The following is a 21,395-nucleotide window of genomic DNA, read 5'->3' as shown; positions in this document are numbered from 1 at the left end:
CGCGGTTTACGAGCTCTTCGCGGCCCGCACCAAGGGCGCCTCGACCGGGTGACGCGGCTCGCCGTTCGCCCCGGCCGTTTCGGGATGAGCCTCGAGGACCACGCCGCGGCCGCGGTAGGTCGCTCCGGCGGGGTCGGTGCGCAAGCGCTGAAGCGGTTTGCCCCTCAGGCGCTCCCGCAAAATCGTACGCAGCACGCGAAACCCGTCGGGAAAAGTGCGCAGGTTGCTCACCCCGTGGATGCGTTCGGCCTCGAAGCTCGGCAGCTCGACGATGCGGCACCCGACCCGCAGCGCCCGGATGTTGAGCATCGTCTCGATCTCGAACCCGTCGCCGTCGAGCGCCAACAGCGGCACCACGTCGGCCCAGAAGGCGGCGAAACCGTAGCAGAGGTCGGTAAAGCGCCCCCCGAAAAGCGCCCTCACCATGAGCGTAAAGACGCCGTTGCCGAGCGAGCGCAGGGGCGAGATGTCGGCGGTGCCGGCCCCTTGCATAAAGCGCGAGCCTTTGACGAAGTCGGCCCCGTCGATGAGGTAGCGGACGAAGAGGCCGATCTCCTCGGGTTCGGTCGAACCGTCGGCGTCCATCATCACGAGGATGTCGCCCTTGGCGGCCGCGAACCCCGCGCGGAGCGCCGCCCCTTTGCCGCGCCGGGACTCTAGCACCACCCGCAGCGCCGGTTTGAGCGAAGCCGCGAGCGCCTGGGCGACGGCGACCGTGTCGTCGGTCGAGCGACCGTCGACCACGATGATCTCATCGACCCAACCGGGGATGCGGGGGAGCACGAGCGGCAAGTTCTGGGCCTCGTTCAGCGTGGGGACGATGACGCTAACGCGGGGACGTTGGGGGCGGCTCGAGGAGGCAGCGTTCACAGGAGGTCTCCTAAACGGGAGTGAGTGCGAGACGTGTCCGGAACCAGCAGCGCGAAGGTGCCTGAGGGGAACCTTACGCCATCAGTCGCCGGTAGGCTCGCCCCGGGTGTTGCACCACGGGTGTTGGGCTACGGTGAAGACGATAGGACGGGCGACCGACACCCCCGGCCTTACGTGTCCGTTCCGGCCCTATCTGCGGGTATTGTGGCAGCGCAGCGTGACGCCGCCGTGACGCCGTCAGGGGCGGAGCGCCACCCGTGACCCCGGTGGCGCCAACGTCGCCCGCACGGAGGCCGCCCAACACGGAGCCCGCCCGAAGCGCCGACACCGCGTCACCTCCGCTTCCGCGCGGGTGCGTCGGCGGGTGTGTCTGCTGCGGGCGCGTCGAGGGGTGGCTGCTGCAGCACCCACACGAGGTCGTGCCAGGAGGAGAGCTCGAACAGTTTTTTGGTCTGCAGATTTTGGACGGTGATGCGCAGCTCGTTGGGACCGTGCACGACGCGGACGAGAAAGCTCGCGAGGGGGTCGGCGTGGGGCATGCTTCTAGCCTAGGGGGTGGGTGTGACGGTGGCGTGACGCGCCCCCACGCGCTTAAAGGCACGCTAGGACCCTCTCAACAACGGCTTTCCGGATGGGGAACGTTGTCGTTGACGCGCCCAGCTCGCAAAACCCTCGGCGCGAAACACCCGCCGAGGGTTGACTCTGGGGTTAACAAACAGCGCCGACCCTGTTCACGATGGCCGAAAGACACCCCCGCTTTGCGCGCCCTCGCGCTGCGCAAGCCGCTCGGGTTGAGCTATCGACCGGGATGGCCTAGTTGGGTCGCAGCTGCGCCTCGAGCCCCGGCCAGAGCGCCTGCACCTGCTCGCGCAGAGCAGCGCTGCACGACGGATGGTCTAGGACGATCAGCAGGAGCCCTAGCGCGCGCGCGCGGCGCCCCTCGGCGAGCAGCTTGGCCGCCAGGTCGAGCACCGCCAGCAGCGCCACCTGCGTGTCCGGCACCCGCTTGGCCAGGAGCAGCGTGACCCCCCCGCGCTCGGGGCTACTGATCGACAAAAGGCGCGAATCGGGCGTCGCGAGCAGCTGCACGAGCTCACCGAGGAGCGCCTGCTTCGAGCGCTCCACGCCGGTGCGGTCGCTGCGGCGGCGCCCGTAGCGCGGCGCCGCTGCCCGCTGCTGCAGGGGTCGGCCCGCGCGGACGTCGTCGACGAGCGTCCTGAGCGTCGGCGTCAAAGCGAGGCCGAACTCGCGCGTCAAGCGCTCCTCAAATGCTTGCGCCGCCCTTAACGCCACCTCGCGCTGCCCCATCAGGTAGGCGTTACGCACAAAGCTCCCGAGCGCGTCCTCGTTAAAGGGGTCGCGCTCGAGGAGCCTGCGCGCCGCCGCCGCCGCCTCGCGGTAGTGCCCCGAGGCCTCCTGATCGGCGGCGTAGTGCAAGGTCGCCCCCGCCCAAGCGTGTTCGAGCGCCTCGCGCTCGCTCTCCAACCAGGTCTCCAAACCGGGGGAGAAGGGGGTCTCGATCCCCTGCAGCAGCGGGCCGCGGTAGAGCTCGAGCGCCTCGAACCAGCGCCCCTCACCGTGCGCCCGCCAAAAGCGCGCGACGTCCGTGTCGACGCGCCACCGCACCCGTTCGGCCTCGACGTCGAGCCCCACCGCCCAAGGCAGGCGGCGCGCGCTACTTAGCAGCTTGCGCAGGTACTGCAACCCCGTCTCGCGGTCGACGTCGGGGCGCAGAAAAAAGGCAAGCTCGTCGCGGCGGAGCCAACCAGGCTGCAGCGCGAGGTAAAAGAGCAGCAACGAGGGCCGAGAGGCGTCGAGATCGCACGTCTCGGCGCCGCAGCGCAACCTGGGCGCCCCCAACAGGCACAGCCTTACCGTGCCCCCGTGCGCATCCCACGCATTCCGCTCTACCCGCACCTCCACCGCGCTACACCCCCCTTACGTCCGCTCTCACCGCCCCTCGCTGCGGGTGGGGTGGGCCAAGCGCCCCCCAAGGGCGCGCCACCCACCCTCACACCCGCTCATCCTGGGCGTGCCGTACCAGCGTAAAAGAAAGGCCCCGTAGAGCTGTGTAAGAAGCTTCACCACGCGGAGCGTTGCTGCGAGCGCCCCCAACCTGCAGCGACCAGGCTAGGCACGAGGCGGTTGGTTTAGAGTAGAGGGGTGAGGCTCACCCTAGCCGACGCCCCCACCTTTTGGGACACCGTCGGGCGCGCCCTGAGTTTGGACGAACGCATCTTCGTCGCCGTTCAAACCTCGCCCCATGGGCTGCGCGTGGCGCTGACCGTCGTGCTCCTCGCGGGGCTCTCCGAGGCGCTCGGGCAGTGCGTGGTGCTCTTTGCCGCGCGGGTCAAACCCCGCCGCTTCGTCGCTTCGCTCCTCCTGTCAGCCAGCCTCTACGGGTTTTCGTTTCTCTTCCTGAGCGCGAGCATCTGGCTCGTCGGTACGCAGGTCTTCGGGCGCAGCGTGGCCTTCGAAACGATCCTGCGCACCGTCGGTTTGGGCTACGCCCCCTACCTCTTCTCGTTTTTCGTCCTCACCCCCTACTTCGGCAACCCCATCGGGTTGTCGCTAGGGGTGTGGAGCCTGCTGGCCATCCTCGAGGCGGTGCGGGGGGCGCTGGATCTCACCCTCGCGCAGGCGTTTGCGTGCACGGCCCTCGGCTGGCTGCTGCTGCAGGTCGTGCAGCGCACCGTCGGTCGCCCCATCATCGCGGGGGCGCGCCTCTTGCGGCGGCGCATCGCGGGGGCGCCGTTAGCGACCTCCAAGCGCGAGCTTCGGGAGCTCTTCGAGCTGCCGCAAAACCCCTACAGCACCCGCTCGCGGGCTGCTCGCGCGCCGCGGCGCCGCAAGAGGCGGCTGTGATCCCCGAGCTGCTCCTTTTCCTGGCGCTCGCCGCGGTGGTCTTTCTCTTCGCCGGCGTGCTCTCCCCCTTCGAGGCGCTCGGCTGGTGGGCGGGGTGGTACGGCCGCGAAGCGGACGAAACGGAGGTGGGGCTCAACGTCAGCGACGCCGCGGCGCACGCTCCCGACCTCCCCCCGACGCCCGACGGCGCCCCCCGCTCGCACTACGTCGTCTTCTTGTCGGGGATCAACAGCGTCTCCGGCGAAGCTTTCGCCGAGCGCGAGATCGCCTTTTTGGCGCGGCTCAAACGGGCGCTGCCGGAAGTGGCGCTGGTCGACGACCTCTTCCCCTACTCGGTCACCGCGCAACCGCTGACCGGCTCGAGGGTCTTCGCCCGCTTCTGGCGCTGGGCGCTGCGGCGCAAACTGAGCGGCCCCGGGTTGGCGGGGTTTCTCATCAACCTCCGCAACCTCTGGCAGGTCGCCGTCTCCGCCGACAGCCGCTACGGCCCCATGTACAACCAGGGTTCGGCGCAGATGATCCTGGGGGGCCTTCGGCGGCACGGCTACCGCGCCGGCGCTCACGGCACCGACACGCCGGTGATCCTCATCGGCTACTCGGGGGGTGGTCAGATCGCCGTCGGCGCCGCGCCGCACCTCAAGAAAATCACGGGGGCGCCCGTGTCGGTCATCTCGCTGGGCGGCGTGATGAGCGCCGACCCCGGCCTGCTGAGCCTGGAGCGGCTCTATCACCTCTACGGGACGCGCGACAACGTGCAACGCCTCGGCAACATCTTCTTCCCGGGGCGCTGGCCCTTTATCCCCTCGCCGTGGAACAGCGCCAAAGCGCGGGGGATCATCGAGCTCATCCCGATGGGCCCCATGGACCACACCGGGCCGGGGGGCTACCTCGACCTTCAGAGCTACCTGCCCGACGGCCGCTCCTACCTAGAGGCCACTACCGAAACCATCGTCAAGCTCGTGCGCGCCAGCGAGCGGCGCCCCGTGCGGGTCTATCCGGCGCCTCAGGTCCCCGAGCCCAGCGCGAACGCCTAACCCCGATACTCGCCCCACACCCGGCGGAGCACGCCGCACACCTCGCCGAGCGTCGCTTTGGCGCGAAAGGCGTCGAGCACGAAGGGAAAGAGGTTCTCGTCACCCGCGGCGGCCCCCGCTAGCGCGCGCAGGGCCGCCTCGAGCCGCGCGTCATCGCGCCCCTCGCGGTAGCGGCGCACCTCCTCGACGCGCCGCCCCTCGGTCTCGGCGGAGAGCTGCTGGATGGGCACCCCCTCCTCCTGCTCCAAGCGGAAACGGTTGACGCCCACGACGACGCGCTCGCCGGTCTCGACCTCGCGCTGAAAGCGAAAGGCGGCCTCCTCGATCTCCTCCTGGATAAACCCCGCCTCGATCGCCCGCACCGAACCGCCTAGGTCTTCAACGCGCGCTATAAGCGCCTCGGCTTCGGCCTCGAGCTCGTCGGTCAGCCGCTCGACCAAGAAGCTCCCCCCCAAGGGGTCGGGTTCACGCGTCACCCCCGACTCATACGCGAGAATCTGCTGGGTGCGCAGCGCGATGCGCGCCGAACGGTCAGTCGGCAGCCCGAGCGCCTCGTCGAGCGCGTTCGTGTGCAGCGACTGCGTCCCGCCCAGCACCGCCGCGAGCGCCTGGTAGGCGGTGCGCACGATGTTGTTTTCGGGCTGCTGCGCGGTGAGCGTGCTGCCCCCCGTTTGGGTGTGAAAGCGGAGCATCTGCGACTTGGGGTTTTGCGCCCCGAACTCGCCTTTCATCACGCGCGCCCAGAGCCGCCGCGCCGCGCGGAACTTGGCAACTTCCTCGAAGATGTCGTTGTGGCAGGCGAAAAAGAACGACAGGCGTGGGGCGAAGGTATCGAGCGCCAAACCCCGCTCCAGCGCCGCGCGCACGTACGCCTTGGCGTTGGCGAGGGTAAAGGCGATCTCCTGCGCCGCCGTAGCGCCCGCCTCGCGGATGTGGTAACCCGAGATGGAGATGGTGTTCCAACTCGGCACCCTCTTAGCGCAAAAGGCGAAGGTGTCGGTAATCAGCCGCATCGAGGGCTCCGGCGGGTAGATATAGGTGCCGCGCGCGATGTACTCCTTTAAGATGTCGTTTTGCACGGTGCCGCCGAGGCGCTCGCTGGCCACGCCCTGCTCCTCGGCCACCAGGATATAGAGCGCTAGGAGCATCATCGCGGGGGCGTTGATGGTCATCGAGGTGGTGACCTCGCCCAAGGGGATGTCCCGAAAGAGCGTCCGCATATCGTCCAAAGTGGCGATCGAGACGCCCACCTTACCGACCTCACCGCGCGCGAGCGGGTGGTCGGGGTCGAGGCCGAGCTGCGTGGGCAGATCGAACGCGACCGACAGGCCCGTGGTGCCCTGGCTCAAGAGGTAGCGGTAGCGCGCGTTCGACTCCTCGGCGGAGCCGAAGCCCGCGTACTGACGCATCGTCCAGAGGCGGCCCTTGGCGTACATCTCCGGGTAGATGCCGCGGGTATAGGGATAGGCGCCGGGGCGGCCGAGCTTGTCCTCCGTGGCCCCCCCCGTCGTGTCTTTGGTGACGGTCATGGGGCCATTATAGGCGCCCCTGCAGAGGCCCCCGCACGGTTACTCGAGTGTACGAAGGCGCGCTACCAGCCGCGGGCTCGAGGCCTTGGGAAGCGGCAAAGGGCTCGAGCCCCGCGCGGTGACGGGGCTCGAGGATGCAGGTATTAACACGCTACGGGATGACGGTAATTTTTACTGTGTCTTTGTCGGACTGTTTCCCTTCGCTGTCAAAGACAGTTAGAGTCACCACGTACTCACCCACAACATCAGCAGTAAAGGTCGTACTGGCTTTCGTTGGCTCGGCAATTTGAGGGCTACTACCTGGCGCCTTTGTAGTCACTTCCCACTTAAAGCTCGCAGCGTTTTTGGAATCTGTCGCGTCAAGCGGGGTTGACTGGTTGACCTTCACCTCTCTATCGTCGCCAGCATCCGCTACAGGTGCGGGAAGGGTAACATCCACAACTTGTTCATCCGTGTCAGTGTCGGTGCCGTTACCTACGGTTAGAGTGACTTTGTATTGACCAGGTACATCCGGTACGAAGCTTGCCCTGACGCGTGTTACACCGCTGATGGTTGCGTTGCTTCCCGTTGGCTTCTCCATGGTCCACAGGTAAGTGGTGGCCCCTGTCGACGCACTTCCGTCTAACTGAACGGTTTCACCCACGGTAGCTGATCTACGAGCCGGGCCAGCTTCGGCGTTCAGCTCTTGAGGAACCGCACTGAAAGTGGCAGAGACGGTTGTCGCAGCATTCATCGTGACTTCACAAGTTGATCCACTGCAAGCGCCGCCCCAAGAGTCGAACTTGTAGCCTGTAGCAGGGTTGGCTGACAGCGTGACTTTCGTACCGCTGGTATAATCTTCTGTACAATCGTTGCCGTTAACCCCGCAGTTGATGCCTTGGGGTGTGCTGGTTACCGTACCGTTTTGGGGCTTGTTAACGGTCAGTGTGTAAGTCATCGGCGTTGGCGACGCTGCATCAAATTTTGCCGTCACGTTTCTAGCCTGGCTCATCGTGACCTGACAGGTACCCGTACCACTACACGCACCGCTCCAACCCGCAAAGGTCGAGCCGTTTGCTGCCGTGGCGGTCAAGGTCACTTGTGTACCGCTCTGGTAGTTCTCCGTGCAGTCACTCCCGCAGTCGATGCCACTGGGGTTGCTCTTGACCGTGCCGCTGCCGTTACCCGTTTTGTTGACCGTCAACGTGTAGGTCGTGGGCGAAGGCGGAGGTGAGGGGGGTGAAGGCGGAGACGGAGGCGAAGGGGGCGAAGGCGGAGACGGGGGTGAGGGCGGCGAAGGCGGAGATGGAGGCGAAGGGGGTGAAGGCGGGGATGGAGGCGAAGGCGGAGACGGAGGTGAAGGGGGCGAAGGCTGCGAGGGCGGGTTCGAGGTGTTGCTACCTACGATGACGTAGCCGCGAATGGCCTCATCAGAGGTGTTGCCTGCGTTGTCCGTGACGTTCGTGCGGAAGACGTAGGCGAACTCGCTACCTGAGCCCTGGAGCTGGTCGATGTTTTGAATGTTGCCGACGCGAATCTCGTAGATGCAGTTAACGGACGTCTGCGTACCCGAGAGGTCGCATCCGGCCACCTCACCGACCAACGTAAAGCCACCGACCTCTTGGCCTTGAACGAGGGGCGCGGCGAGGCCGGGTGGGCTGCTGTTGGCTATGCGGATGCTTACGCCCGAAATCCCGCCGGGGTCGCTATAGGAGACGAGTGCGTAGAAGGTGCCGCCGGGCTGTACGCGGACGATGCGGGGGTCATCTGGACTCGAGATGTTGCTACCCGCGTCGTTTTGAAAGTCGCTTTGCGTGAGTGAAACGCCAAAGGTACCCGTTGGAGGTAAGCCGTTTTCGCCACCTGGCGGAGAGACGTTGCCCCCGATTGTGACATTGGTCGACGAGGAAGCGGAGCCGGCACTGTTGCTCGCGGTGAGCGTGTAGGTCGTGTTCTGGGTCGGATAGACAACCGTACTGCTGCCGCTAACGGCGCCGGGGCTCGTACCGTTGTCCGCAGAGAGATTGAGGCTCGTCACCGCACCCGATACCGTCCAACTCAGCGTGACGGCTTGACCAGGGGCACTGATAGCTGAAGGGTTCGCGGTAAAGCTGGTGATCTGTGGCGGGGTAACATTGGGATCAGGGCCCCCTGGACCACCGCAACCCATGAGCCCTACCAACAACAGTAGGGGCAAGGACCAAAGCCGCTTTTTCATCTTTCCTCCTAAGACCCTATAGCTTTTGCCATCAGCCCACCCCGCAGCGTGCGCCGTACCGAGGACTGTTCTGCATGGCATCTCATCTAACCAACCCAAGCTTAAGAAAACCTTAATGGGTAGCTTAACCTACCGCACCCCTCTTGAAAAGCCCTGACGGCGGCGTATTAAGGTAGAGGAGCTTCGGCCGAAAAAGCGCCTATGGGGGTTGACCGAGAATGATGAGTCTAGAGCGTAAGCGAGCGGTGCTATGACACCCTGGGTGTTTTTGGTCGTCGGACTGTTCGTGATCGGCGTCATCCAAGCCCTTATCGAGCCCCGCATGCTCGTCACGGAGCGGCACAAGGCGCACGTGCCGGGGCTTCCCGCGAGTTGGGAGGGGGCAACGGTCGCACTCCTTGCGGACTTTCAGGTGGGACTTTTCGGCGACAACCGCTCGACCGTGGGCCGAGCTGTCGAGCGCGTCCTAGAGGAGCGCCCCGCACTCGTGCTCATTGCCGGCGACTTCATCCATGACACCGCGCGGGCCATCGAACCCGTCACCGAACTGCTGTGCCCTCTTACGGATGCTGGACTACCCTGCTACGCCGTTTTGGGCAACCACGACTACGCCATGCCGACCGAGAAAGATACACCTGACCTCGAGCTCGCTAGGCGCCTCACCTCGGCTTTGGAGGAGATAGACGTGCAGGTGCTCGAAAACGAAGCGGTGCGCCTCGAAAATGAAGCGGGTGAAGCGCTCTATCTGGTGGGTATCGGCACCCACACCCCGGGGCACGACGACCCCGAGAAAGCCCTCGCGGCGGTTCCCGAGGGGGCGCCACGCATCGTCATGATGCATCATCCGAGCTCGTTTGCGAACGTGCCGGCGTGCGCAGCGCCCTTCGCCGTCGCGGGGCACACCCACGGGGGACAAGTCAGGCTCCCCCTCGGCCCCGGTTGGTCTCTGCTCACCTGGTTGCGCGACGGAGAGGTCTACACCGACGACTGGGTGCGGGGGCACGGCAAGGTGGGCAACCGGCTCTACGTGACGCGCGGGCTCGGGTGCAGCGTCGCGCCGGTGAGGCTCAACTGCTTGCCGGAACTGACGTTGTTTACGCTGACCGCCCAAAAGGTTTGAGGACCTCTCGGGTCCTCGGAGCCGCTGTGCCGAATTAGAACCGAAGTTCGGTACGGCTTAAATGCGAAACATCCCGAACGTGCATGAGGCTCCAACCGGTGCCCCAAACAGATCGCCATGCCGGTTTCTCTTGCTGCACCCTACAAGCCCCGCCTCAGTGCTGGTGCTCTGGGTTTTTACGTTTACCCGCTAGTCAAATCTAAATTTTTTGAGTGAGATCGCCCCGAAGACCTCCAGGGCGCTCCTCCTCAAGCACCGTCAGCCCACGCCGGACTGCCCTGTTTCTGAAGGTGCAACGAAAAGGACCCCTTGCGGGGCCCATCAGCTTTTCTCGTGGCGTTGACTGGGGCGTCTTACCGACCCAAGGTAAAGACCATCGTTGCTGGGAGATTGTACAGCCGAGGCTGGGAGAGGTTATGACGCTCGGTAGCGTTGTAGACGCGTTCAGCCGCGGTACGCAGACGGCCTGAGCGATCCCACGAGGCGATCTGAGCGTAGGGGAAGTTTCGTACAGCGCTGCGGTTGCTATAGGTTCCGCTCCCGCAGATGTTGCCCGCGAGCTGCCCGTCGGTGCTCTTGAGGCCGACATGGGCCATACCGTTGGCCACGCGCTGCATAAAGGTGTTGCTGAACACCCCCTGCGTCGCCAGGTCCGCTAGCCCCTGCGTCGTCAGCCGCACGTACACCATCGGCTGGCAACCGTTGCTCGCTCGCCCTGAGAGCTGTACCCGGTGGTCCCACACGTACCCCGTCCCCGACGGCGTGTTGACGCTGCGCATGTTGTTCTCCACGATCCGCGCCATCCGCCGCGCCTCGGCCGTGTAGCCGCTGTCGCCCGTCAGCTTCCCCATGTAGTGGTGGTAGCGGATCCACTGCACGTACGGGTGCATCAGGTTGCGCGTCAAAAACGGAAAGCCCGAACGCACCCCCTTGCGCCGACGCCACTTGGCCTCGAAGTCGTTGCGCAGGTAGTTCGTCCAGAAGTCCGCGCTGCTGTTAAAGCCCGCCTGCCGCAGCGTGTAGGCCGCCGCCGCCACCACTGAGTGCGTCATCATCTCGTCCATCTCGTGGGTGTCGCGTCCGTAAAAGCTACCCGAACCGCTCCTGAGATAGCGCCAGTTGCGAAAGCCGTCGCCGGTGGTGTCGCGCAGCGTCCCCTGCATCCGGTTCATCACCGTGTCGATCTGCTGCACCAAACGCCGGTCCCCCGTCGTCCGGTACGCCAGGATCAGGCTCGTTAGGTAGTGGTTCATGTTCCGGCCGTAGACGTAGAGATCGCCGGAGTCAGCCATCCGCACGGGGTCGAGCTCGGGCGCGATACCCGTCCTTTCCATGCTGGCTAAAAGTCGGCTGTGCCACTCGCTCCTGCTATTTGTCGGCGCCAACTCAACTGGAAGCTCGCGCTCTAAACCGCTGCTACAGGCCGCTAAAAAAAGAAGACTAATGAGGGTCAGGACGCCTGCCCAGCTACTGCGCGCCACCTTGGGGTTCGCCGTACGTTTCAAGTGTTTGTCCTCTCCGCTGCTCAGCTTCAGGAAGTGTGACCAGAAACCGCCCCGGTCAGGCCTAAGCACCCTTTGAGGACCTACGCGGTCAAGGTGCGCGCACCACAGGCTTTAAGGGCACCGTGGGTTGCTCGAGGGGAGGCCACCCGCTCAGCGGAGGCAAACTTATCCTGCGCTACAATTAAAATTGTTAAGGCCATATGTGAGTTTTATGAGGCGAGGCGAAACTTTTCTTTACCTGCACGGGCGTAGAGAACTTCCTGGGTCGGCCACCCATCTCTCATACAAGCGTGGAGCATAGAGGCGCTTTCCAAGGTGCAGGGCGCAAAGGTGAGCGGTCACACAAGATGAGTATGATGCAGAAAGAGTGCATGACGAGCAGAAAGCACCACGGCGGTAGTTGAGCGAGCACCAGCTGACCGGCGGCGCGCACACGTCGCCAAGCGCTCCCAATGACACCTACACCCCTCGAGGGGTGTTGCACTAAGAGGTATTGGTAGTTCACACCCAACCGGCAGATGTCGCACCAACCACACCAGCGATACCCGACGGGCGCCGAACGGCCGCCACTAAGCGGCCAGCGCCGCCTCGGCCGCCGCCCGCATGACCGCGACGGGCGCTGGCAGACCAGTCCACAGGGTCAGCGCTTCGGCGCCCTGGTAGACGAGCATCGGCAACCCGTTTTGCACCGCGAGCCCGGCCGCCGAGGCGCGTTTAAGGAGCGTCGTCTGCGGCGGCCGGTAGATGATGTCGCACACCATGGCGCGGGGCAGCGCGTCCTCCGGGAGCGGCGACGCCCCCTCCTGCACCCCAGAGAGCCCCACGGAGGTAGTGTTGACGAGCAGCGCCGCGCTGCGCACGCGCCCCTTCAGCTGTGCTGGAGAGAGCACCTCGAGCTCGCCGTAGGGCCCAAGCGCCCTTGCCAAGGCGTGCGCCCGCTCTAGCGTGCGGTTGTAGACGGCTAGGCGCGCCACGCCCGAGCGCAACAGGGCGTACGCCACCGCCCGCGCCGAACCGCCCGCGCCCAGCAGCACGACCTCCTGGCCCGCCGGGTCGTAGCCGCCGTCCTCTTTGAGCGCCCGCATAAACCCCGCGGCGTCGGTGTTGTGGCCCTCGAGCGCGCCGCCGCGGTTCACGATGGTGTTGACCGCCCCGGTCGCCCGCGCCGCCTCGCTGAGGGTGTCGAGCAGGGGCACAACGGCCAGCTTGTGAGGGATGGTGACGTTGGCGCCGAGACACCCGGGGTCGCGCAGACGCGCCACGGCCTCGGGCAGCTCGGCGGCCGCGAGCGCCAGCGCCTCGTAGTGCGCCCTGGCGCCGAGGGCCCGAAAGGCGGCGTTGTGCATCGCCGGGCTCAGCGTGTAGCTCGCCGACCCCGCCAGCAAAAAGGCCCGCTTCACACCCGCGCCTCCTCGAGGCACGCCTCGACCGCCTCGAGGGTGCGCGCGACGTCGTCATCGCCGATCTCGTAGTGCGTGACCATGCGGACGCTCTGCGGCCCTAGCGCCCCGCAGAGCACCCCTTTGCGCGCGAGGCGCGCCGCCAAGGCGGGCGCGTCCGGCACCGTGAGGTAGACCATGTTCGTCTGCACCGCCGCGAGGTCGACCGAGACGCCTAGGCGCACGAGCCCCTCGGCGAGCGCGCGGGCGCGCGCGTGGTCCTCGGCGAGCCGCGCGCTCATCTCGTCTAGGGCGACCAGCCCCGCCGCCGCGACCACACCGGCCTGCCGCATCCCGCCGCCTAGGAGCTTGCGGTAGCGGTGCGCCTCGCGGATAAAAGCCGTCGAACCCAGCAGCACCGTCCCGACGGGGGCGGCGAGCCCCTTGGAGAGGCAGAGCGAGGCCGAATCGAAACCGCGGCAGACCTCGGCGAGCGAGACGCCGAGGGCCGCCGCCGCGTTAAAGGCGCGCGCGCCGTCGAGGTGGAGCGGCAGCCCCTCCTCGCGGGCAACAGTGGCGATCTCGGCGCAGCGCCCGAGCGGCACGACCGTCCCGCCGGCTCGGTTGTGGGTGTTCTCGAGGACAATCAGCCCCGTCGGCGCCTGGTGGACGCTGCGGTGCACCGCCGCGCGCACCGCCGCCGCTTCGGGGACGCCCAAGGGCGCCGGAATGGTGCGCGGCAGCGCGCCGCTGACGACCGCCATGCTGCCCAACTCGTACTCGTAGACGTGCGCCCCCTCCGGCACGATGACCTCCTCGCCGCGGCGCGTGTGCACGGCGATGGCCACCTGGTTGCTCATCGTCCCCGTGGGCATGAGGAGCCCTGCCTCGAAGCCCGCGCGCTCAGCGAGCACCTCCTGCAGGCGGTTGACCGTCGGGTCTTCGCCGTAGACGTCGTCGCCGACCTCCGCTTCGGCCATCGCGCGGCGCATGGCGGGGGTCGGGCGGGTGACGGTGTCGGAGCGTAGGTCGATGGGGCGGCGGTCGATAGGGCGTGCGTCAGTGGGGGCGTCATTCGGTCGCCTCGGCATAGGCTACGATACACCCGTGCTGGTGTTCGACTTCTCCCCTGGACCGCGGCGGGTCTTTGGGCGCCCCCTGGAGGTCATCCGTGCGGACCGCCTCGGCGAGGTCGCGGGGGCGTTCGCGGCCGTGCAGCGGGCCGTGAGCGGGGGACTCTACGCGGCAGGGTTCGTGGCCTACGAAGCGGCGCCCGCTTTCGACGAGGCGCTCAGGACGCACCCCCCCGGCCCGCTGCCGCTCGTCTGGTTCGGCCTCTACGAGGCGCCGACGGGGAGCGCCCCCTTGACAGCGCGCCCGCCGAGCCGAATGGGCGGTTGGGCGCTCGACACCTCGCCCGAAGCGTACGCCCGCGCGGTCGCCGCCATCCAAGGGGCGATCGCCGACGGCGTGACCTACCAGGCCAACTACACGGTGCGGCTGCGCGGGCGGGTGCGCGAGCCTTCCTCCGAGAACCTCTTCGCGCTCTACGAAGCGCTCCGGCGGGTGCACGCACCACCCTACGCGAGCTACCTCGAGCTCGGCGAGGCGCACCTCCTCTCGCTCTCCCCCGAGCTGTTTTTTAGCGTGCGCGGAACGCGCGTCACGGCGCGGCCGATGAAGGGCACTGCGGCGCGCGGGCGCTGGTTGGAGGAGGACGAGGCGCAGCAGCGGGCGCTTCTGGCGAGCCCCAAAGAGCGCGCCGAAAACGTGATGATCGTCGACCTTTTGCGCAACGACCTCGGCAAGCTCGCGCGCCCCGGCGGGGTGCGGGTGCCAGCGCTTTTAAGCCTCGAGACCTACCCGACGTTTCACACCCTGACCTCGACGGTTACCGCCGACCTCCCGGAGCGGCCGACGCTGTGGGCGCTCTTCCGGGCGCTCTTCCCCTGCGGGTCGGTCACGGGCGCGCCCAAAGTCAGCACCATGCAGCTCCTGCGCCGCCTTGAAACTACCCCTCGCGGCGTCTACTGCGGCGCGATCGGTTTCGTCACCCCCCACGGCGAGATGCGCTTTAGCGTCCCCATCCGCACGCTCGTCGTTACCCCCGACGGGCGCGCCGAGTACGGCGTCGGGAGCGGCGTCACCTACGACGCGCGGGCGGAGGCCGAGTACGAGGAGCTGGCAACCAAAGCCGCCGCCATCACCCGCCCGCGCCCCGAGGTCGAGCTGCTCGAGACCCTCCTCTGGGACGGGGCGCGCTACACCCTGCTGGCGCGGCACCTACGGCGCATGGAGACCTCGGCGCGCTTTTTCGGCGTCGCGTTCGACGCGCGTGCCCTGCAGCGCGCCCTCATGGCGCACGCCGAGGCCTTTCGCGGTGAGCGGCGGCGCGTGCGGGCGCGCCTCTCGCACAGCGGCGTCGCGGTCGAGAGCACCCCCTACGCGCCCCCGCCGGAACGACCACCCGTCGCCCTCGCCCGCACCCCCATCGACCCCCGCGACCCCTTCCTCTACCACAAGACCACCCACCGGGAGGTCTACGCACGTCACCGCCGCGCCTTTCCGGACGCCTTCGACGTGCTCTTGTGGAACGGGCGCGGCGAGCTCACCGAGTTCACCATCGGCAACCTCGTCGTCGAACGCCGTGGCGAGCGCCTCACCCCGCCGCGCGAGGCCGGCCTGCTCGCCGGGACTTTTCGCGCCGAGCTGCTCGAGGCGGGTGAGATCACCGAGCGCCCTCTGTTTAAGCACGACCTCTTAGACGCCTCCCGCGTCTGGCTAGTCAACAGCGTGCACGGTTGGGTCGAGGTGCAGCTTCAAAACGCCTTTAGACGGTCTTTCGGCGCAGCGGAGGCGGGCGCACCGCCTTGAGCCATCCCCACCGCGCGACCCGGTGAGCGTCCGGCCGTAACCGAGGAACGCGAGGCTTCCGACCCCTAGTGGCAACCTTAGCCCTCGCCCACGCCCTCCTCCGCCCAGAGCCGCCGCATCTCCGGCGACGCCTCGAGCAGCGCCGCTAGCGTCCCCTGTGCCGCGACGCGCCCGCCCTCCAAGACGACGATGTGGTCGGCGCGCTCCAAGGCGGCGCGGCGGTGCGAGACGACCAAGCAGGTCGCTCGGCGGGCGAAGAGCTGCGCCCAGAGGCGCTGCTCGGTCTCGACGTCGAGCGCCGAGGAGAGGTCGTCGAAGACGAGCAGCTCCGCGCCGCGCAAAAACATCCGCGCCGCCGACGCGCGCTGCACCTGCCCGCCCGAGAGCTTGACGCCGCGCGTGCCCACCGGGGTGTCTAGGCCGTGCTCCAAACGCCGCACGTCCGGCGTCATCACCGCGAGCTCGAGCGCGTCTTGCAGGACTTGCGCGCTCCCGTCGCCGGTGCGCCCCATCAGGATGTTGTGGCGCAGGGTGTCGGAGAACAGGCGCGGCACCTGCGCGGTGTAGGCGCTTCTGGGCGGCACGAACCACGACGCGGGGTCCTGAACCGGCTGGCCGTTCCAGAGGATCTCCCCCGACGCCTTGGGCAGGAGGCCCATGAGCGCGCGCAGCAGGGTCGTCTTGCCGCTGCCGACGCGCCCGGTGATAACCGTGAACGAACCGCGCTCCAGAGCGAAAGTAACGTCCGTCACGCCGTTTGCAGTGCCGGGGTGGTGGCAGGTGAGGCCCCGCACCTCGAGCCTCGCCAGCTGCTCACCCGGCTCGGGGTGCGGCTGCGGCACCTCTGGCACCTCACCCCGCAGATCGAGCGGGTCGCGCGCCACGAGCTTTTCGGGCGGCGCGTCCTGCAAAAGCCACTGCATCCGCTCGAACGACACTCCCGTGCGCTTGTGCTGCGCCAGCAGGTCGCCCATAAAGGCCATGACGTTCGTCAGGCGCGGCAAGAAGGCCACGAAGAGCGCGAAGTCGCCGACCGAAAAGCTCCCCCGCAGCATCGGTCCAGCGGCGACGAGCAAGATGATGCCGGTAGTGATCGTCATCATGTTGACGTTGACGCCGCGCAAGACCTCGGTCAAGAGGACGTCTTTAAGGGCCGCGGCGCGGCGCGTGCGGTTGAGCCCCTCGAAGTGCCGCACCACTCGGTCCTCGGCCCCCGCGATCTTGACCGCCTGCACCGCCGCGAAGGTCTCGCCGATAAAGTCGGTGACGCGCCCCGTCGCCGCGCGGCTGCGGCGGCGGTAGTGGCGGATGCGCTCCGTAAAGGCGCGCGTGAGGAGCACCATCCCGATGAGCGGAGCGAAGACGAGGAGCGTGATGGACGGGTTTACGCTCGCCATCAGGGCGGCGGCGGCGACGGCGTAGAGGGCCAGCCCGCCGAAGTCCACCCAGCTTTCGACGTAGAGCGTCACCTCATCGACGTCGTCGCGAAAGCGGCTCACCGCCTCCGAGGGCGAGTCGGGCAGGACCCGCGACCCCGGTGCGCGCACGAGGTGGTCGATGAGGTTGCGGCGTAAGAGCAAGCTCAGCTCGTGCCAGTAGGTCGCCCAGGTCCAGATGCCGGCGAAAAAGAGCCCGATGCGCCCGAGGTTTAGAGCGGTCAGCAGCGCCAGAAAGCTCCAGGCGTTTAGACCGAAGGGGGATGCGCCGGCGAGCGCGTCGAAAAGGCCCTGGATAAGCACCGGAAACGCCGCGGGCGTCAGGTGGATGAGGATCCAGAGAATGATGTTGAGCCCGAAGTAGCCCGTGCGGTAGCCCAGGAGCCGCCGCATCAAGCGGGCGGTGGTCCATGAGGGATGCCCTGCCGTCTGGGACGGGGCTCGTGAAGCGGTCTGCGTACTCATGCCAGCTCCTTGGTCGCGCCCTCGAACTCGGCGCCGAAAGGGTCGTCTAGCTCGTTCGGGTCGTCTCGCGCCGTGAGGGACGCCTGCAACGTCGCCCCTGAGCCCTCCCCACCCGCGCGCAACAGCCGATAGAAGCGCGAACGGGGGTCGCGGGCCAACCGCGCGCGCGGGCCGTGCTCGAGCACCCGGCCGCCCTCCAACACCAAGATGTCGTCGGCGCGGCGCACGGTCTTTAGGCGGTGGGCGATGATGATGGCCGTTCGGCCCGCCAGCAACCTGTCCACGGCGCGCTCTAAAAGCGCTTCGGTCGCCGGGTCGAGGCGCGACGAGGGCTCGTCCAGGATGACCAAACCGGGATCTGTGAGAAAGACGCGCGCGAACGCCAACAGCTGCGCCTGCCCCGCTGAGAGGCCGCTACCGCCTGCGGCGAGGAGGGTATCCAGACCGTTTTCCAACCCCGCCAGCCAAGACCCTAAACCCAGGTCGTGCAGCACGGCGGTGATGCGTTCGTCCGGCACGGTCGGATCGAAAAACGTCAGGTTGTCGCGCACCGAGGCGTGAAAGAGCTGCACCTCTTGGGTGACCAGCCCGATACGGCGGCGGAGCACGTCGGGGTCTATGTCGCGCACCTCGACCCCGCCCCCGAGAGGTCCCAGGCGGAGCGACCCAGCACTCGCGTCGTAGTGCCGGAGGAGAAGGCGCGTCAGGGTGGTCTTGCCGCTGCCGGTACGGCCGAGGAGCCCGAGCACCTTACCCGGCTCGAGGCGGAAACTCACCTCGTCCAAGATGCGCGCGTCGCCGTAGGCGAAGCTCAGGCGCTCGAAGCTCACGCCGAGCGCCCCCTCGGGGAGCGGCAACGCGCGCCCTCTCGGCAGCTCGCTCCTTAACGCAAACAGCTCGTCGATGCGGGCGACTCCCGCCCCGGCTTTCTGGAGCTCCTGCATCTGCTGGGTGATCTCCTCGACCGGGGCCTCTAACATCAGCATGTACTGGAAGAACAAGTAGGCCGTGCCGAGCGTCACCGCGCCCGTGCTGTAGAGGTAGATAGCCGCACCCAAAGTAATCAGGTCGCCCAGGGTGAACATGCCGTACGAGAGCATCCAGATGGTCGAGCGCTTCATCCAGGCGCGGCGGCCCTTATAGAAGAACTCTCGCGCGACGCGGTTAAAGGCGTGCATGGTGTACGCCCCGCCGCCATTGGCGCGTAGGTCGTCCAAACCCGAGAGCCGCTCCTCGACGAAGCCGAAGAGCTGCGCGCTGGCTTCGCGCTCGTCGCGGGTGGCAGCAACCGCCACGTTGCGGGTGAAGTAGAGCGCGCCGAAGACGCACCCCACGAAGAGCGTCAGCGCGAGGCCGACCCCGGCGTGCTCGAGCCACAAGATGACGAGGATGCCTAGCAGCATGAGCGCCCCACCCAACACCCGCACCGAAAACTGCGAGAAGAAGTTCGCCAGGGCCGTGACGTCGCCGTCGATGCGCTCGATCATCTCGCCGGGGGTGCGCGCGGTATGAAAGCTCAGGTCGAGCCCCAGCGCGTGACGCGCGAGGTCGGCGCGCATGGCGTTGGTCGCGCTCCAACCGACGTCGGCGGCGTAGTAGGTGGCGGCGGCGCTCAAGAGTTGGTTGACCAAAGCTGCGCCCAAAAAGAGGAGCGCTGCGCGCACGAGGGCGTCTAGCGCGCCACCCGCTTCGGCGGTATCGATGAAAAACCGTAAAATCTGCGGCACGACGAGCTGCAAGCCGATGCTGGCCAGCAAGAGCGTCGCCATGAGGGCGACCTTGCGGCCCTGCGGGCGGAGGTAGCGCCCGAGGAGCGCGCCGTAGCGCTTTAGCGGCGGCGCTTTGGGGGTTGGAGCGGAGGGGAGCATTTTAGAACCTCATTCAGTACGCGTTCGGGTCGGAGGTTGTCGCTCGAGGGTAGCCAGCACCGGCAGCAAACGCCTCGGCCTTTCGGGGGAGGTGGCACCCGCCGACACTGCAGAGGTTTCGGCGCCAGCACGCGAGGTGCGTCGGTTAAGGGGCAAGATGAAAAAGGGGGTTGGGTGGGCGTGCAGCGTGTTCATCGCGTCTCCTCGGTGGGCCTCTCGTCCCAGGCGGCCGGCTCCGAGGCGAAAGAGCACGAAAAAAGGCCGTGGGGTTGGGGTCTCCCACGGCCTTAGAGCGCTGACGCTAAAGGGCTACGACGGGGCAGACCTCCTCTGCAACCGAGCACCGGCGGCCGGGATGACGGCGCCGCCAGCACGCGCGCGGAGGGTGGAGGGTACGGGGATGGTCAAAGCTACGTTGTCTGCCATCTGCACCGCTCCTCTCGAGATCTGCCTGTCTTAGGCCCCTTGAGCCTAGCGGGGCGCGCGGGGTTTGTCAAGCCCCACGGGCATCTGCCGAGCCCCGCGCCGACCCAACCAGGGGTAGAGTCTTCTCTATGGTCAAACGCAAACCCACCACCCGCCCCACCCCGAAAGTCCCGGCCCACTCCTCGTGGGACCCGGTGGCGAAGTGGTACAACGGCTGGGTCGGGAAGCGGGGCTCGCACTATCATCGCAAGAGCGCCCTGCCGACCGTACTGGCGCTCAGCGACCCGCAAAAGGGCGAACGGGTGCTCGACATCGGCTGCGGCCAAGGGGTGCTCGCCCCCGCCGTCTTGCAGCGCGGCGCGGCGTACTTAGGCGTCGACGCCTCGCGCACGCTCGTCCGCTTTGCGCGCCAGAACCACCCCGAGGCCCGCTTCGTCCACGGCGACGCGCGGCGTCTCGAGGCGCTCGCCGAGGTGAGCGCCGAGAGCTTCGAGGTCGCGGTCTTTATGCTCTCCATCCAGGACATGAACCCCTTGGAGGAGGTTTTGCAACAGGCGGCGTGGGCGCTCTCCCGGGGCGGACGGCTGGTGATCTTTATGGTTCACCCCTGCTTCCGGAGCCCGCGCGGCAGCGGGTGGGGCTACGACGCGGCGCGCAAACTCACCTATCGGCGTGTCGAGCAGTACCTGACAGGGCGCCGCGTGCCGATGAAAGCCTACGCCGAGGCGGGCGTCAAGAGCACGGGGACGACCCTGAGCTTTCACCGCCCCCTCAAGGCCTACGTCAACACCCTCGCCGCGTTGGGCCTACTCGTCGACCGGCTCGAGGAGCTGCCGGACCCGCACGACGAGCGCGCGCCCGAGATCCCGCTCTTCGCGGCGCTGCGGGCGCGCAAGCTGTAGCGCGCGCCGGGCTTGGACCCTGGGGGAGCGGCCTGCAGCGTCACGGGGTTGTTGCGGCTGCCAGGCAACACTTAGAGGCGACGCCGAGCGCGCCCCGCACGCCACGGTCGACCACCAAAAACGACCACCAAAAAATTGAGCCTTACTGCGTAGTAAGGCTCGTTTGAGGTCTCCCTCTGGCCCCCGGTGGCCGTTCATAGCTTAAACCAAGCTGTGTTGCAAGCGCGTTGCAACGCCCTGCAAGGGCTCCCGGAACCCCCTAGGGGTCCCACGGGCGCAGGATGATCTGCCCGTTATGCAGCTGCGCGACCTCCGGGCCGGAGACGGTCTTGGCGTCGCCGCCCGCCTGCGCGAGCGCGCCGGCGATGCGGAGCTGCTTGGACTGCACCTGCTGCGCCCAGATGATCGCCCGTTCGTTACCGCCCGCGCCCGCGTGGGCAACGCCGCGCAGGGTGCCGAGGACGATGATGTCGTCCTCGGCGATGACCTCGGCGCCCGCGTTGACGTCGCCGATGATGATCGCCGAGCCGCGCGCCTCGAGGCGCGCGCCGCTGCGCACGGTGCGGCCGACGATGAGCGTTTCGCCGCGCGCTTGCGTCACCGCCGTCGGCGGCCGCACCTCGGCGAGGCGCCCGCCCGCTTCGGTGACGATGTCGTCAAGCGTCCTCAAGGTCTCCCACGGGGTGCGCTCGGCGAGTTCGACGAAAACCTTGCCGGTGAGCAGCTCCCGCTGCGCCCCGAGGCGCGCGCGCAGCGTCTCGGGCGTGTCATGGGGCTCGAGGCTGAGCAGGATGCCGCTTCGCGTGCCGCGCGTTTTCATCGTGACCGCGCGGCGCAGGATGGTCTAGAGGGGCGGTGGAGGATGCACATGCTCCTCTTAGTGTACCCGCCCCACCCGGCCGCGCCTAGCCGAGCGCTCACCCGC

Annotated in this window: 17 protein-coding genes; 6 read left to right on the top strand and 11 right to left on the bottom strand. The window is 67.4% G+C overall.

The annotated features are described in order from the left end of the window. Positions 1–6: 6 nt before the first annotated feature. The 3 genes from TRAD_RS02615 to TRAD_RS02605 all read right to left on the bottom strand — a co-directional run bounded on the left by TRAD_RS02615 (position 7) and on the right by TRAD_RS02605 (position 2,730). Positions 7–870, bottom strand: a complete 864-nt coding sequence (locus TRAD_RS02615) for a glycosyltransferase family 2 protein (RefSeq protein WP_013177035.1) — start codon at positions 868–870, stop codon at positions 7–9. A 332-nt stretch (positions 871–1,202) separates the two neighbouring features. After that, a complete protein-coding gene (locus TRAD_RS02610; protein ID WP_013177034.1) occupies positions 1,203–1,409 on the bottom strand; it encodes a hypothetical protein in 207 nt (68 codons plus the stop codon). A 274-nt stretch (positions 1,410–1,683) separates the two neighbouring features. Continuing rightward, complete coding sequence (locus TRAD_RS02605) at positions 1,684–2,730, bottom strand: AfsR/SARP family transcriptional regulator (protein WP_041947108.1); 1,047 nt, start codon at positions 2,728–2,730, stop codon at positions 1,684–1,686. Positions 2,731–3,033: 303 nt separating this feature from the next. Between TRAD_RS02605 and TRAD_RS02600 the strand changes: the two genes are divergently transcribed. Both TRAD_RS02600 and TRAD_RS02595 read left to right on the top strand, forming a co-directional pair. Next, positions 3,034–3,735, top strand: coding sequence for a hypothetical protein (locus tag TRAD_RS02600; RefSeq protein ID WP_013177032.1), 702 nt, complete (start codon positions 3,034–3,036; stop codon positions 3,733–3,735). Further along, entirely contained in the window at positions 3,732–4,769 is a 1,038-nt protein-coding gene (locus tag TRAD_RS02595) for a hypothetical protein (RefSeq protein ID WP_013177031.1), read from the top strand. Before TRAD_RS02600 ends, TRAD_RS02595 begins: the two co-directional genes overlap by 4 nt. On the opposite strand, the gene TRAD_RS02590 is transcribed toward TRAD_RS02595, so the two are convergent. Next, positions 4,766–6,298, bottom strand: a complete 1,533-nt coding sequence (locus tag TRAD_RS02590; RefSeq protein ID WP_013177030.1) for an acyl-CoA mutase large subunit family protein — start codon at positions 6,296–6,298, stop codon at positions 4,766–4,768. The genes TRAD_RS02595 and TRAD_RS02590 overlap by 4 nt on opposite strands. Positions 6,299–6,449: 151 nt before the next feature. Further along, a complete protein-coding gene (locus tag TRAD_RS16210; protein ID WP_221401641.1) occupies positions 6,450–7,481 on the bottom strand; it encodes an InlB B-repeat-containing protein in 1,032 nt (343 codons plus the stop codon). A gap of 35 nt (positions 7,482–7,516) precedes the next feature. Here TRAD_RS16210 and TRAD_RS16205 point away from each other — a divergent pair, with 35 nt between their 5' ends. Next, positions 7,517–7,687, top strand: a complete 171-nt coding sequence (locus tag TRAD_RS16205; protein WP_185095190.1) for a hypothetical protein — start codon at positions 7,517–7,519, stop codon at positions 7,685–7,687. Positions 7,688–8,745: 1,058 nt separating this feature from the next. After that, positions 8,746–9,615 carry a metallophosphoesterase gene (locus TRAD_RS02580; protein WP_013177028.1) on the top strand — a complete coding sequence of 290 codons (870 nt, stop codon included), beginning with the start codon at positions 8,746–8,748 and terminating at the stop codon, positions 9,613–9,615. Between the two features lie 353 nt (positions 9,616–9,968). Here TRAD_RS02580 and TRAD_RS16470 read toward each other — a convergent pair whose 3' ends face one another. The 3 genes from TRAD_RS16470 to TRAD_RS02565 form a co-directional block, all read right to left on the bottom strand. Next, entirely contained in the window at positions 9,969–10,949 is a 981-nt protein-coding gene (locus tag TRAD_RS16470) for a hypothetical protein (protein ID WP_013177027.1), read from the bottom strand. A gap of 740 nt (positions 10,950–11,689) precedes the next feature. Continuing rightward, entirely contained in the window at positions 11,690–12,520 is an 831-nt protein-coding gene (locus TRAD_RS02570; protein WP_013177026.1) for a shikimate dehydrogenase, read from the bottom strand. Then, positions 12,517–13,590 carry a threonine aldolase family protein gene (locus TRAD_RS02565; RefSeq protein WP_013177025.1) on the bottom strand — a complete coding sequence of 358 codons (1,074 nt, stop codon included), beginning with the start codon at positions 13,588–13,590 and terminating at the stop codon, positions 12,517–12,519. Before TRAD_RS02565 ends, TRAD_RS02570 begins: the two co-directional genes overlap by 4 nt. Before the next feature lie 16 nt (positions 13,591–13,606). On the opposite strand from TRAD_RS02565, the gene pabB reads away from it, so the two are divergent. After that, the gene (gene pabB / locus TRAD_RS02560; RefSeq protein ID WP_013177024.1) at positions 13,607–15,373 is read left to right on the top strand and encodes an aminodeoxychorismate synthase component I; all 1,767 of its coding nucleotides are present in this window, start codon (positions 13,607–13,609) and stop codon (positions 15,371–15,373) included. A 77-nt stretch (positions 15,374–15,450) separates the two neighbouring features. Here pabB and TRAD_RS02555 read toward each other — a convergent pair whose 3' ends face one another. Continuing rightward, positions 15,451–17,274, bottom strand: a complete 1,824-nt coding sequence (locus tag TRAD_RS02555) for an ABC transporter ATP-binding protein (RefSeq protein WP_013177023.1) — start codon at positions 17,272–17,274, stop codon at positions 15,451–15,453. Further along, positions 17,271–19,142: an ABC transporter ATP-binding protein gene (locus tag TRAD_RS02550; protein ID WP_013177022.1), complete on the bottom strand. Its 1,872-nt coding sequence runs from the start codon at positions 19,140–19,142 to the stop codon at positions 17,271–17,273. Before TRAD_RS02550 ends, TRAD_RS02555 begins: the two co-directional genes overlap by 4 nt. 554 nt (positions 19,143–19,696) lie before the next feature. On the opposite strand from TRAD_RS02550, the gene TRAD_RS02545 reads away from it, so the two are divergent. Continuing rightward, positions 19,697–20,470 carry a class I SAM-dependent methyltransferase gene (locus TRAD_RS02545; protein ID WP_013177021.1) on the top strand — a complete coding sequence of 258 codons (774 nt, stop codon included), beginning with the start codon at positions 19,697–19,699 and terminating at the stop codon, positions 20,468–20,470. A 259-nt stretch (positions 20,471–20,729) separates the two neighbouring features. On the opposite strand, the gene TRAD_RS02540 is transcribed toward TRAD_RS02545, so the two are convergent. Continuing rightward, positions 20,730–21,290: a septum site-determining protein MinC gene (locus TRAD_RS02540; protein WP_013177020.1), complete on the bottom strand. Its 561-nt coding sequence runs from the start codon at positions 21,288–21,290 to the stop codon at positions 20,730–20,732. Between the last annotated feature and the right edge of the window lie 105 nt (positions 21,291–21,395).

Source organism: Truepera radiovictrix DSM 17093, assembly GCF_000092425.1.
Classification (GTDB): domain Bacteria; phylum Deinococcota; class Deinococci; order Deinococcales; family Trueperaceae; genus Truepera; species Truepera radiovictrix.
Note: the sequence above shows the minus strand (reverse complement) of the source record. Positions and strands in the feature narration are given on the sequence as shown.

Coding starts and splice junctions, on each gene's coding strand:
- TRAD_RS02610 (WP_013177034.1), bottom strand. CDS start 1,409: ATGCCCCACGCCGACCCCCTCGCGAGCTTTCTCGTCCGCGTCGTGCAC.
- TRAD_RS02590 (WP_013177030.1), bottom strand. CDS start 6,298: ATGACCGTCACCAAAGACACGACGGGGGGGGCCACGGAGGACAAGCTC.
- TRAD_RS02580 (WP_013177028.1), top strand. CDS start 8,746: ATGACACCCTGGGTGTTTTTGGTCGTCGGACTGTTCGTGATCGGCGTC.
- TRAD_RS16470 (WP_013177027.1), bottom strand. CDS start 10,949: ATGGAAAGGACGGGTATCGCGCCCGAGCTCGACCCCGTGCGGATGGCT.
- TRAD_RS02565 (WP_013177025.1), bottom strand. CDS start 13,590: ATGCCGAGGCGACCGAATGACGCCCCCACTGACGCACGCCCTATCGAC.
- TRAD_RS02555 (WP_013177023.1), bottom strand. CDS start 17,274: ATGAGTACGCAGACCGCTTCACGAGCCCCGTCCCAGACGGCAGGGCAT.
- TRAD_RS02550 (WP_013177022.1), bottom strand. CDS start 19,142: ATGCTCCCCTCCGCTCCAACCCCCAAAGCGCCGCCGCTAAAGCGCTAC.
- TRAD_RS02545 (WP_013177021.1), top strand. CDS start 19,697: ATGGTCAAACGCAAACCCACCACCCGCCCCACCCCGAAAGTCCCGGCC.
- TRAD_RS02540 (WP_013177020.1), bottom strand. CDS start 21,290: ATGAAAACGCGCGGCACGCGAAGCGGCATCCTGCTCAGCCTCGAGCCC.